12 protein-coding genes are annotated in these 11,808 nt (G+C 36.5%); 6 read left to right on the top strand and 6 right to left on the bottom strand.

Annotated features, from left to right (window positions below; translation table 11 throughout):
- The first annotated feature begins 104 nt into the window (after positions 1–104).
- Together JOC76_RS21885 and JOC76_RS21880 are read left to right on the top strand one after the other, a co-directional pair.
- Positions 105–719, top strand: coding sequence for an NUDIX hydrolase (locus JOC76_RS21885; RefSeq protein WP_205180892.1), 615 nt, complete (start codon positions 105–107; stop codon positions 717–719).
- Positions 720–910: 191 nt separating this feature from the next.
- Positions 911–2,272: an aspartate kinase gene (locus tag JOC76_RS21880; RefSeq protein ID WP_205180891.1), complete on the top strand. Its 1,362-nt coding sequence runs from the start codon at positions 911–913 to the stop codon at positions 2,270–2,272.
- Positions 2,273–2,293: 21 nt separating this feature from the next.
- On the opposite strand, the gene JOC76_RS21875 is transcribed toward JOC76_RS21880, so the two are convergent.
- Both JOC76_RS21875 and JOC76_RS21870 read right to left on the bottom strand, forming a co-directional pair.
- Positions 2,294–2,878: a DUF2238 domain-containing protein gene (locus JOC76_RS21875; protein ID WP_205180890.1), complete on the bottom strand. Its 585-nt coding sequence runs from the start codon at positions 2,876–2,878 to the stop codon at positions 2,294–2,296.
- A gap of 18 nt (positions 2,879–2,896) precedes the next feature.
- Positions 2,897–3,463 carry a DUF2238 domain-containing protein gene (locus JOC76_RS21870; RefSeq protein ID WP_205180889.1) on the bottom strand — a complete coding sequence of 189 codons (567 nt, stop codon included), beginning with the start codon at positions 3,461–3,463 and terminating at the stop codon, positions 2,897–2,899.
- A 152-nt stretch (positions 3,464–3,615) separates the two neighbouring features.
- Here JOC76_RS21870 and JOC76_RS21865 point away from each other — a divergent pair, with 152 nt between their 5' ends.
- Entirely contained in the window at positions 3,616–4,233 is a 618-nt protein-coding gene (locus tag JOC76_RS21865) for a GntR family transcriptional regulator (RefSeq protein ID WP_205180888.1), read from the top strand.
- 61 nt (positions 4,234–4,294) lie between these two features.
- Here JOC76_RS21865 and JOC76_RS21860 read toward each other — a convergent pair whose 3' ends face one another.
- Positions 4,295–5,851, bottom strand: a complete 1,557-nt coding sequence (locus tag JOC76_RS21860; RefSeq protein WP_205180887.1) for an ABC transporter permease/substrate-binding protein — start codon at positions 5,849–5,851, stop codon at positions 4,295–4,297.
- Complete coding sequence (locus JOC76_RS21855) at positions 5,851–6,981, bottom strand: ABC transporter ATP-binding protein (protein WP_239557886.1); 1,131 nt, start codon at positions 6,979–6,981, stop codon at positions 5,851–5,853. Before JOC76_RS21855 ends, JOC76_RS21860 begins: the two co-directional genes overlap by 1 nt.
- Before the next feature lie 205 nt (positions 6,982–7,186).
- Here JOC76_RS21855 and JOC76_RS21850 point away from each other — a divergent pair, with 205 nt between their 5' ends.
- Positions 7,187–7,870, top strand: a complete 684-nt coding sequence (locus JOC76_RS21850) for a M50 family metallopeptidase (RefSeq protein WP_205180885.1) — start codon at positions 7,187–7,189, stop codon at positions 7,868–7,870.
- A 57-nt stretch (positions 7,871–7,927) separates the two neighbouring features.
- Here the strand turns inward: JOC76_RS21850 and JOC76_RS30565 are convergent, their stop codons facing one another.
- A complete protein-coding gene (locus tag JOC76_RS30565) occupies positions 7,928–8,053 on the bottom strand; it encodes a hypothetical protein (RefSeq protein ID WP_275591395.1) in 126 nt (41 codons plus the stop codon).
- Positions 8,054–8,367: 314 nt separating this feature from the next.
- Here JOC76_RS30565 and JOC76_RS21845 point away from each other — a divergent pair, with 314 nt between their 5' ends.
- Together JOC76_RS21845 and JOC76_RS21840 are read left to right on the top strand one after the other, a co-directional pair.
- Positions 8,368–9,618, top strand: a complete 1,251-nt coding sequence (locus tag JOC76_RS21845) for a DHH family phosphoesterase (RefSeq protein WP_205180952.1) — start codon at positions 8,368–8,370, stop codon at positions 9,616–9,618.
- A 469-nt stretch (positions 9,619–10,087) separates the two neighbouring features.
- Positions 10,088–11,083, top strand: a complete 996-nt coding sequence (locus JOC76_RS21840) for an acyltransferase family protein (RefSeq protein ID WP_205180884.1) — start codon at positions 10,088–10,090, stop codon at positions 11,081–11,083.
- Between the two features lie 193 nt (positions 11,084–11,276).
- On the opposite strand, the gene JOC76_RS21835 is transcribed toward JOC76_RS21840, so the two are convergent.
- Positions 11,277–11,804, bottom strand: a complete 528-nt coding sequence (locus tag JOC76_RS21835) for a MerR family transcriptional regulator (RefSeq protein WP_205180883.1) — start codon at positions 11,802–11,804, stop codon at positions 11,277–11,279.
- Between the last annotated feature and the right edge of the window lie 4 nt (positions 11,805–11,808).

Below are 11,808 nucleotides of genomic sequence, written 5' to 3'. Positions count from 1 at the left end.
GCAGAACAATCCAACGCAGTCGTTTGGGTTGTTTTTTTCATTCCGAAAAAGTGGTATTGTAGTATTAACTATTCTTTATAATACATTTAAAGTGAGGTGAATTTATGGATTTAGATTCCGTTGTAACCAAACTAAAAAGCCATACTCCTAAAATATTGGGGAGTGAAAGATTTTCCAAATATGCTGTGCTTATCCCATTATTAAAGAAAGAAGATGGGATCCATGTACTATTTGAAGTCCGTTCTCTAGACTTAAGACGGCAGCCGGGAGAAATATGTTTTCCTGGCGGGAGAATTGATGCGCAGGACTTAAACGAAGAAGGTGCAGCCATCCGTGAGACTGTTGAAGAGTTGGGAATAAATAAACATGATATTTCAGATGTTTTCCCGATAGATTATATGATCTCACACTATGGAATGATTCTTTATCCTTATGTGGGATATATTAATAATCCAGAAATTATTAAGCCAAATCCATCAGAGGTTGGGGAAATCTTTACCGTTCCATTATCATTCCTAATCCATAATGAGCCGGAAATTTATCGTATTGCTTTAAAAGCTGAGCCTGAGGAAAATTTTCCGTTTGACTTAATTCCAGGTGGTGAAAAATATAACTGGAGATCAAGATGGATTGACGAATATTTTTATCGTTATGGCAATAAAGCGATTTGGGGACTAACAGCCAGGATTTTGTCTCATTTTATTGAAATTATTCGTTAATTAGCTCCTTTTCTTTTTCTAATAGAAGAGAATGGTTATACTTGGCTTCATAGCCTTTTATTAGGAACGGAATTTTTTAATTTGTCTTTACTGTAAGGACATTTGTTCATTATACAAGGAAAAAACTCTTGATTATTTTCGAAATTGTAATAAAATTAAAATTATATTTTTATAGAGTAGGGGATGTATCCATGAAAGTCGTAAAATTTGGCGGATCCTCTTTAGCTTCTGGAAAACAGCTAGAGAAAGTATTTCAGATTGTTACTGCTGATCCTGAGCGGAAAGTTGTCGTCGTTTCAGCACCAGGTAAGAGGTATGCCGAAGATACAAAAGTAACAGATTTATTAATTGAATGTGCGGAATTATGTCTGCAAAATAAAAATCCTAAGGTACAGCTTGATACTGTACTTGGAAGATATGCATCTATTGCAGAGGAATTAAGGCTCTCAGATGCAGTGATTCGTGAAATTCATGATGACTTATTAACTAGAATGGCAAGTGACAAAAGTAAACCAGATCGTTTTATTGATTTGCTAAAAGCAAGTGGGGAAGATAATAATGCCAAATTGGTAGCAGCTTATTTTCAATCACGGGGAGTAGAGGCTCATTATGTGGACCCGAAGGAAGCAGGGCTTCTCGTCAGTGATGAACCAGGAAATGCTCAAGCATTACCAGAATCCTATGAGCGACTTTTTTCATTAAATGAGCGCTCAGGCATTCAAGTCTTTCCTGGATTCTTTGGCTATAGTCTAAGTGGAGAAGTCTTCACTTTTTCAAGAAGTGGGTCGGATATTACGGGTTCTATTCTGGCCAATGCATTAAAAGCAGATCTTTATGAAAATTTTACGGATGTAGATGCCGTCTACTCCGTTAATCCTTCAATTGTGCAAAAACCAAAAGAAATTAAAGAATTAACCTATCGGGAAATGCGGGAGCTTTCTTATGCCGGTTTTACAGTATTGCACGATGAAGCGCTTGTGCCAGCTTTTAGAGCGGGAATACCTGTCAATATTAAAAATACAAATAACCCTTCAGCACCAGGGACACTTATTGTGAATGAACGTGACAATACAAATGGTCCAGTCATTGGTATCGCCAGTGATAAAGGGTTTTGCAGCATTTATGTAAGCAAATACTTAATGAACCGAGAAATTGGTTTTGGGCGCAAGTTATTAGGCGTATTAGAAGATTACGGGTTTTCCTACGAACATACGCCTTCGGGTATTGATGATGTGTCTGTCATTTTACGGGAGAATCAGCTTGATGAAAAAGTGATGGTTGAAGTGATTGATAGGATTAAAAATGAATTACAAGCGGATGAAGTAAAAGTGGCACATAGCTTGTCTCTTATTATGGTAGTGGGAGAAGGAATGCGTCGAAATGTCGGGACCATGGCACGAGCTTCAAAGGCACTTGCTAATGCAAGTGTTAATATTGAAATGATCAACCAAGGTTCGTCCGAAGTAAGTATGATGTTTGGTGTAAAAGAAGTAGATGAGAAGCGGGCGGTAAAGGCACTTTATGAAGAGTTTTTTGTCCCTGTAACGGTTTGAGTTAAACATTGAAAAGGTACGTCAACTACGACGTACCTTTTTTAATTTTATTTTCGTGCGTATAAAAGCCGATATAGCGATTACTAATCCTCCTCCTGTATCAGCTATTAGATCTGTCATTGTATCTGTATTTCCTCCGCCTTGCAGAGTCATCCCGAACAATTGATCGCAGCTAAACTCATAGATCTCCCATAACACACCGCCAAAGGCTGCAAATGAGGAGGTAAAAAGAAAGACAAACCAAGGAGAAATTTCATACCCTGCATCTCGATGTATTAACCTTTCATATAAAGCAATCCCTGAAAAAGCTAGAATGGCTCCACTGACAAAATGCATAAACGTATCCCACCAGCCAAGCCCATACCATCCTAAAATAGATCCAAAATATTGTGAACCTATCAAGAAAATGATATAGGATATAACGATAGGCAAATTAAATTGCAGTTTTGTAAACAGCGCTAAACCTAGCGGTACTGCCCCACAAACAATGCCGCCTATAGCCACGGTGGATTTAAAGGTTTGGTCAATATTATGATAATATCCTGCCAAGCAAGCCATGAAAATGACATACAGTAAACTGATAGTCATAACAAGTTTTCTATTCATTTGGACAAGCTCCTCTGTTTATATTCTCTTTTTCCTAAAGAGCGAATAGACTGCTGTAACAACGCCCCCGCCCAAGCCGCAGAGAAGATCTTCCATGGTATCTGTATTTCCTCCTCTTTGCATCGTATGCGTAAGTGTTAAATCGCCTACGTACTCATAAATCTCCCACAGTACACTGGAAGAAACAGCAAGCGAAAGGACAAAAAGAAACAGTATCCCAACTGAAACGTTTGTTTGTGATTGCTTAGGAATCCAATGCTTATAAAGACTTATGCCCACAAACCCTACAAACATTCCCTTTAAAAAATGAAGTGTCGAATCCCACCATAAATAACGCAAATAAAAGCTTGAAATGGAACCTAAATATAGGGAACAAAATAAAAAGAGATAATAACTAATAATAATGGGAATATTAAACGGATTTTTCTTCATTTTTAATAAGCTTAGCGGCAGCAGGCTAACAAGAATGCCTCCAAGTGCGACTTGCCACCGGGTATGATCATGTTTCATCAGATAAAAAATAAATAGCCCGATCATCCCCAGACTAAAAAGAATGCTTAATGTAATAATAACTTTCCTTTTCACCTGCTCACCTCCATTCATGAATGACTCCTTACAATTATGTCCAAAAGTCATTAAATATAATGGTATAGTTTGGCTCGCAAAGTGGCGTTGGAAACGGTATAGTGATAATGTATGAGAAATTATTAATCGATGAAACTTGGTGGTGAAGACTAATGCAAAAGGCACAAATTCCAACATATGAACGAATTGCGATAGATTTAGCAAATAGAATATACGATGGAAAGTTTAAAGTAGGAGAAAAGATTCATGGCAGGTCCACGCTTGCCAGTGAATATAAAGTGTCACCTGAGACAGTGCGACGAGCGATCAAAATACTAGAAGACGTTGAAATTGTAACATCTACAAAAGGAAGCGGCATTGTTATCTCGTCAAAAGAGAACGCTTATAAATATATTCATCGTTTTTCCAATTTAGCGAGTATAAAGGATTTAGAAAAACAAATGAATACCCTCATCTCAGAAAGGGATAGACTTGATGAGGAACTGTTTGATACATTAAGGAAAATAATGGATTATTCAGGTAAACTGCGGCATACCAATCCATTGGCTCCTATTGAGGTGGAAATTTTTCCAGGCTGTATTCATATTGGAAAAACAATTTCGGAAACGAAATTCTGGCAAAATACGGGTGGAACAGTTATCGGAATGAAACGCAAGGGGGAGTTAGTTATTTCCCCAGGTCCCTATGCGCTTATCCTTGAAGGGGATGTCCTACTGGTCATTGGGGATGATGAGACTTATGATAGAGTGATGCACTTTTTAGAGGATTAGCAGGAGCCCAAGCCTTTAAACTGGACATAACAAAAGCCGGTCAATGTGACCGGCTTTAATATTAATTCAATAATCCTTCTTCTTTTAAGAAATCTTTTGCAACCTTTGCAGGCGACTGTTTCAGACTGTCCACCTTATAATTGAGCTCTCGCATTTTCTCGTCTGTTATTTTCCCGGAGAGGCTATTAATGACTTTTTTCAATTCAGGGTGCTCTTTTAACGTTTCTTCTTTAATAATTGGTACCGCATAATATGGAGGGAAAAAGTGTTGATCATCCTTTAACACCTTTAAATTAAATGTTTTGAGTAATCCATCGGTAGAAAATGCATCGATGACATCACTTTTATGGTTTTTAAGTGCTGTATAACGTAAACCGCCATCGACTGCTTTAACATCTTTAAATGACATATTATAGGCTTTTGAAAGACCAATTAATCCATCTTTACGGTTTGGAAATTCAATAGTAGGGCCCATAATTAAATTTCCGCTTACCTTAGCAAGGTCTGAAATGGTATTAAGTCCATATTGTTTAGCGGTGTCTTGTCTTACAGCTAATGCATATGTGTTATTAAATCCAAGCGGCTGTAATAAATCAATTCCGTATTTCTGCTTAAATTCCTTTTGAACGTATTGATAAACTTTATCTGAATCACTTTCAGGCTGCTGCTTTAAAATATTGACCAGCCCTGTTCCAGTATATTCTACATATGCGTCGATATCTCCTGATTTTATGGCGCTAAAAGCCACTTGTGACCCGCCAAGATTTAGTTTTCTTTCTACTTGCAAATCAGTCTTCGCTTCAATTAAATCTGCCAGCATATTCCCTAAGATTAATTGTTCACTGAAATTTTTTGAACCAATGACAATTTTATCCTTTGCATTAGCAGTAGAATATGCCTTAAATCCTCCAGCTGCTACTAACATAATAGCGATCGTGGCAATCGCCAATTTTTTAGCCTTACTTTTCGTTTTAGAAGTTTGCTTCTGCTTGTTTGTGTAGTAGAGCTTTGATTCTAGCTTTCCAACGACGAAGTCGATTAATAGGGCTAATATACAAGCGGGAATTGCTCCAGCTAAAATCATATTATTATCTACCGTTTGGACACCAGAGAATACAAGATACCCAAGTCCGCCCGCACCAACGAATGCAGCGATGGTCATTAAACCAACCGCAGTTACCGCGGAAATTCTGATACCCGCCATAATCATCGGGAATGCTAAAGGTAACTGTACCTTTTTCATTGTTTGACCTTTGGTCAGCCCGATGCCTTTGGCAGCTTCCAGAATGTCTTTGTCAATATTTGTAAGACCGGTATAGGTGTTTTTGACAATAGGCAAAAGGGAATAAAGAACGACCATCACAATTGCCGGGGTACTGCCAATCCCTATAAAGGGGATAATAAAACCGAGTAGGGCTAAACTTGGTACTGCTTGAATCACATTTGTAATCCCAATAATCGGTTTAGATAACTTTTGCTCATTCGAAATTAAGATGCCTAACGGGATACCGATAATAATGGCAATCAGGACCGAAATAATACTTAAATAAAGATGTTCTCCTAATAAGCTGAAAACTTGATCGTAGTTTGCTGTTAAATAACTCCAAAAACTTCTCATTAAAATGCCACCTCCAAGTCAATTAATTGACTGCTTAGTGCAGATAAAATACTACTCCTAGTAATTAAACCAGTTAATTGGTTTGTTCGATTGACTACAGGAAGATAGCCAATTTTATGTTCGTTCATAGTGGCTAGGACAGAGATTAAGTTAGCATCCTGTGTGACGGACAGAACATTGTGTTCCATGACCGTCTCAATTGATAAATTTCGGTTTAGTAATTGGATGCTTTTTAAGGTTACTAATCCCTTTAGAATATTATTTTTATCAGTCACCATGAGACTGTCGACTTTATGCTCTTTCATAATCTCAATCGCTTGTAGAACAGTACGCATAGCTGTAATTTTCACAGGATTTTCAATCATAATATCCTCTGCCAATAATAATTCAGGATTATTCCAAACCCTTCTTTTTCCAATAAAATCTTCAACAAATTCATTTGCCGGATTCTTGAGGACATTTTCCGGTGTGTCATATTGAAGAACGTCCCCATCTTTTAAAATACAAATCTTGTCAGCTATTTTGATAGCTTCATCCATATCATGGGTAACGAAGATAATCGTTTTGTTTAATTCCTTTTGCATTTGAAACAATTCATCTTGAAGAGAGCTTCTCGTAACAGGGTCAAGCGCGCTAAATGGCTCATCCATCAGGATAATATCTGAATTCGTGGAGAAGGCTCTTGCTACCCCAATTCTCTGCTGCTGCCCACCGCTTAATTCCTTTGGATAGCGATGTAAATATTCCTTTGGGTCTAGTCCAACCAAATTCAGTAATTCATTGGTCTTTTTCTCAATGGAAGTGGGATCTTCACCTTTTAGTTTAGGTATTAGTTCTAAATTTTCTTTGATAGACATATGTGGAAATAGGCCAGTGTTTTGTATCACGTAGCCGATATTGCGGCGGAGTTCAATAGGGTTCATAGTGGCAATATCCGTTCCATTAACAAATATCTTCCCGGATGTTGGTTGGATGAGTTTATTTATCATTTTTAGTAAAGTAGTTTTCCCGCAGCCACTTGGACCAATAAAGACCACTAACTGGCCGGCTTCAATATTTAATGAAAATGGGTTAATAATGGTTTTGGTACGATACTTTTTAACAATATTCTTAAATTCTATCAATTTCATTCCCCCTTAAATTTATTTGACTGAAATAGTAACAACTTAATGGTAACACATAAGTTGTTGGATTGTCGACCCTGTTATTAGTTTTAATGCTTTTGTACCCTCCTTAAATTATTTAAAACTAAGATTTATGAGCTAAAATGGCTATATTTCTAATTAATCATGCTAAACTATAAATATAAAATTTTTATAATTGAGGAGAATGAACTTGAGTTTTGTCCGAGACAAATTCAGTATGAAGTTTTTCATTTTTCTTGTGATAGCATATTTATTGATTCGGGTACCAATTGTAGGTAACTATGTAAGAATTATTAATACACTGATTCATGAAACGGGTCATGCTTTTATTGCACTATTAGGGGGAAAAGTGGAAACTATTTCTTTGTTTATGAACTCCGAAGGGGCAACAATAAGCGATCAATCCACATGGATTGGCAGTTTCTTTACAAGTCTTGCAGGCTATACCTTTGCATCCTTTATGGCCTTTTTGTCTTTCTGGTTATTAAGGGAAAAAAGGGGAATAGTACTTATTGATATTTTACTAGCATTTATTTTTTTAAATCTGATATTTTGGGTACGGAATCCATACGGGATTTTTTGGCTTTGCTCTTTTGCGTTTGCTTTTCTAATGTTACTTATTAAAGGGAATCAGACAGTAAGAGATCATCTGTTATTATTGATAGCAGCGATTCTTTTAGTGGATTCCGTTCAAAGTGCATATGAAATACTGTTTATAAGCCTTATCCAGCCTCAATCTGCAGGGGATGCAGCAAATCTTGCACGGTTAACAGGGTTTCTACCTGCACCGTTTTGGGGACTGTTCTTCTTCCTCCAATCAATCTTGTTTTGTTATTTGGGGTTGAAGAGAGGAAATTATAAACAAGTTATTTAGAAATGGACTTACTTCGTGATTAAGTAAGTCCACTATGGTAAGTTACGTCTACCTATATTATTTTTGCAGGTCTTTTTTGGTAATTTCACTGCGGATGCTGGTTTCTTTAGAGAATTCAGTGTCCTGTTTTTTGTTGTTAGGGTATTTATTCTTCCGCTCACGATTATCGTTACGGTTGGTCATTAAAATTCCTCCTTTCATATTTCTGATGCTTATTTTGCGCTTGATGACTTTTTTTTAATCTGATTTTTAAGTAGTAGAGCGTGAATCCAGCCATATACACTTTGGCTGGATTTCACTTTTAACTATATGAATTAACTAAAGGGGACACTTGGAGTGATTAAGGGATTTGTTAAAAAAAGGTCGATTTTATCTTTCTTATACGATATATTTAGCAGATGGAAGTAAACTATTATTATGATGTACTTAACTTTGAATAGGAAATGTATTTCAAAAACAAACTAAGCGTTATGGAAAAAAGATTGGATGGTGTGTGTATGGTAAGAGTTTTTACGGATATTGACTTAGACGGTCTTGGATGCGGGCTGATTGCCAAAATTGCCTTCGGGGAACAGGCAAACGTTTATTACTGTTCTTATAGGAACTTAAATCAACGAGTAGAAGCCGTTATTACACATCCTGGTAATAATCAGGAAGAAATTTTTATTACTGACTTAGCGGTGAACGAGTCCGTTGAGAAAATGCTGGAGGAACGATATAAACAGGGTAAACCTATTCAAATGATTGATCATCATGTAACAGCCTTGCACTTTAATGAATACAAATGGGGTCGGGTCGTCACAGAGTATGATAATGGCAAAAAGACTTGTGCCACATCTTTATTTTATGATTATTTAATTGAACATAAAAAGATGGAACGAAACCCTGCCCTTGAGGAATTTATTGATTTAGTCCGTCAGTATGATACTTGGGAGTGGGATGAAAATAATAATGTCACTGCAAAGCGATTAAATGATTTATTTTACATAATGAATCGAGAACAATTTGAAGAGGAAATGCTGAAGCGTCTCAACGAAAATAAGGAGACCTTTACATTAACTGACACGGAAAATATGATTCTTGATATCGAAGAGCAAAAGATTACTCGCTACATAAATTCCAAGAGCAGACAAACAGTACAAACCTTTGTAAATGAATACTGTATAGGAATTGTCCATGCAGAACAATACCTATCAGAGCTTGGGAATGCGTTAAATAATATCTATCCACATCTAGATATGATTATTCTTTTGAATGTCAGCGGTAAGAAAATGGGATTTCGAACCATCCATGATGAAGTAAATGTAGCCGAATTTGCACAAAAGTATGGCGGTGGGGGACATCCAAAGGCATCTGGAGCGGATTTGTCAAAGGAAGCATTTCAGACATTTGTTGTTGATATATTTAGCTTAAATCCTCTGAAGCCTGACACAGACCGAAATGAATATAATGTAAAAGATTCAACCATAGGGACAAGCTATCAAAACCATCTCGGAGAAATTTCATATATTGTTCCAGCGGGAGATGGGGCTTATTATATTGTCCATAAAGGCAAAAGAGACGACCAGAAGCATTCTAGTTTCCAGGAAGCTGAACGATTCTTAAAAAGAAATCATGCTTCTTGGCTCCGTTTTGACCAAGAATATTTGAAGCAACTATCTTCGTTCCTTCAAGTTTCAGTGGATGAATTAAAAGAAAACTATAACGAGTTGATAATGAACCATTTTGTTGACATTATGAATGTATAAGAGCTTAGGACACACCTAAGCTTTTTTGCTTGTCGTTTAGGAAATTATAAAATTTTCGCTTATGGATAATTGTTAATAAAAGGACTGTTGACGTCCAGCTCCAGCGCCTAGCCCCTCGATGGTCTACAGCCACTCAGGGAATGAAGGCAAAGAACGCCTTCTTTCCCTGAGCGTCTTATGCTTGTCGGGGCTGTTCAAGGCGCTTACGCTTTTGTTCTTAAGGTTTTCTTAAGGGTTAACTGGTAAATTATTCATAGGTACTTGGTATTGTTATTTTAATATTGTAATTTCCGTGCAATACTTGGTAAAATCAAATACATACTGCTGTAATATGATTATGTTATTCTTGATATAAGGAGAGGTATCTCTTTTAATATTACAGATAAGGAAATTATTGGGGTTCTTTGTTTATTTACAATAAATACCATATTAAAATACCTTTTGAATAAAAATCAATTGGAGTGATTGGATGGCTTCAGCTTCAAAGAGGAGTAAATTTTTTGATAATGCTAAGTTTATTCTGATTTTTCTCGTCGTCTTCGGGCATATCATTAGTCCTCTTAAGAATGATAACGGAATATTGTTTACGTTATATACTGTCATTTTTTTGTTTCATATGCCGGCTTTTATTTTAATTTCAGGATACTTTGCAAAAGGATTTAAAAAGAAGGGCTACTTGAAAAAGGCGATAAAGAAGATCTTAATACCTTATTTTATCTTCCAAATTATTTATTCGATTTATTATTATTTAATTGGGCAGGAAGATAAATTGACAGTTGACTTCTTACACCCGCATTGGTCATTGTGGTTTTTGTTAAGTTTATTCTTCTGGAATTTGCTTTTATATGTTTTTGCAAAGTTAAGGTGGCTGGGCTTTGGAGTGGCTATTATGCTGGGAATTTTGGTCGGATATGTAGAAGATGCCGGTAGTTTTTTAAGTATTTCTAGAACGTTTGTATTTTTTCCTTATTTTTTATTAGGGTTTTTACTAAATGCTGATCAGCTAAAACAATTAGTTCGATCAAAGTATTCACTTCCGGTTGGAATTTTTGTGTTTCTTGCGACGATGCTATTCTTTGGAATAGGTTTTCCGAAAGATGCAGTGCCATGGCTGTTAGGGGATACTTCATATGCCAACATGGGGGGGATGCAGTTGTCGGATGGCTTAATACGGGCATTGCAATACACCTTGACATTATTCGTTGTGTTTGGTTTTTTTGCTTTAATTCCTTCAACACAGTATAAAATAACGAAAATTGGTGAAAGAACCTTATATGTTTATTTGTTCCATGGATTTATTATTAAAGCAATAGATACAATGTTACCGGATGAAAGTTTAGAGTTTCTATCGGGAAATTACGTTTTACTTTTCTTCCTAACGTTATTCATTTGCCAAATCCTTGGCAGCTATTTTATCAAAAAATATACCCGCCCGCTTGTTGAGTTAAAAGTAAAAACGGGGTAAGGCAGTAAGAAAAGCGCAAGCGCCTTGATCAGACCCGACAAGCTTAATACGCTCCCAAAAGGAAGGCGCATTTTGCCTTCCTTTTGGGGGTGGCTTAAAACCTCGAGGGGCTAGGCGCTGGACTTGACAATTCTCAAAGTCAAAATTTATACTTCTTATAATAAAAAAGTCGAACGGAAAGTTCGACTTTTTGTTAGGTTAAAAAACTAAATAGAATGCTTACGAAATTCTTCTTTTTACGTTTTACTTTTGATTGGTCGAAAACAATAGGTTTTTCCGTTTGTAATGGTGATCTCAATTCATTAAGCTGTATCTGTAGTTGCTCCATTTGTTGGGTTAAATGCTTAACTTGATCTTGTAATTCTTCGATTTCACGTCGATGCTGTAACAGTTGATAGGAGGCAACTGAATCTGCCTTTGCATTTAAATTTAACTCTAATTCACGGACTTTAGTATATAACTTTTCCATTGCTTGATCATTTTCAACCGCTTTTACAGTCCCTTTTCGTACGCTTTTTTTTTCACTCACAGGGCTGATTTCATGAAGAAGTGTTCCACCTTGAAGTTTTTCATGAATATCTTTTAGTAGTTGGATGTCCTCACTGCTAAAATAATAATGACCCCGCTCATTTTTTTCCATTGGCAGTTCAAGCTGCTTGACCCATCGTTGGATAGTACTTGCAGAAACTCCTAATAATTTGGCTACTTCACTTGTATTCATGCCG

The organism is Neobacillus cucumis, from assembly GCF_016908975.1.
Classification (GTDB): Bacteria; Bacillota; Bacilli; order Bacillales; family Cytobacillaceae; genus Neobacillus; species Neobacillus cucumis.
This window is presented reverse-complemented; position numbering and strand designations above follow the sequence as displayed.

What these genes read in the sequence shown, in the direction of transcription:
- JOC76_RS21885 (WP_205180892.1), top strand. Translation starts at nt 105, where the DNA reads ATGGATTTAGATTCCGTTGTAACCAAACTAAAAAGCCATACTCCTAAA.
- JOC76_RS21880 (WP_205180891.1), top strand. Translation starts at nt 911, where the DNA reads ATGAAAGTCGTAAAATTTGGCGGATCCTCTTTAGCTTCTGGAAAACAG.
- JOC76_RS21875 (WP_205180890.1), bottom strand. Translation starts at nt 2,878, where the DNA reads ATGAATAGAAAACTTGTTATGACTATCAGTTTACTGTATGTCATTTTC.
- JOC76_RS21865 (WP_205180888.1), top strand. Translation starts at nt 3,616, where the DNA reads ATGCAAAAGGCACAAATTCCAACATATGAACGAATTGCGATAGATTTA.
- JOC76_RS21860 (WP_205180887.1), bottom strand. Translation starts at nt 5,851, where the DNA reads ATGAGAAGTTTTTGGAGTTATTTAACAGCAAACTACGATCAAGTTTTC.
- JOC76_RS21855 (WP_239557886.1), bottom strand. Translation starts at nt 6,981, where the DNA reads ATGAAATTGATAGAATTTAAGAATATTGTTAAAAAGTATCGTACCAAA.
- JOC76_RS30565 (WP_275591395.1), bottom strand. Translation starts at nt 8,053, where the DNA reads ATGACCAACCGTAACGATAATCGTGAGCGGAAGAATAAATACCCTAAC.
- JOC76_RS21845 (WP_205180952.1), top strand. Translation starts at nt 8,368, where the DNA reads ATGGTAAGAGTTTTTACGGATATTGACTTAGACGGTCTTGGATGCGGG.
- JOC76_RS21840 (WP_205180884.1), top strand. Translation starts at nt 10,088, where the DNA reads ATGGCTTCAGCTTCAAAGAGGAGTAAATTTTTTGATAATGCTAAGTTT.
- JOC76_RS21835 (WP_205180883.1), bottom strand. Translation starts at nt 11,804, where the DNA reads ATGAATACAAGTGAAGTAGCCAAATTATTAGGAGTTTCTGCAAGTACT.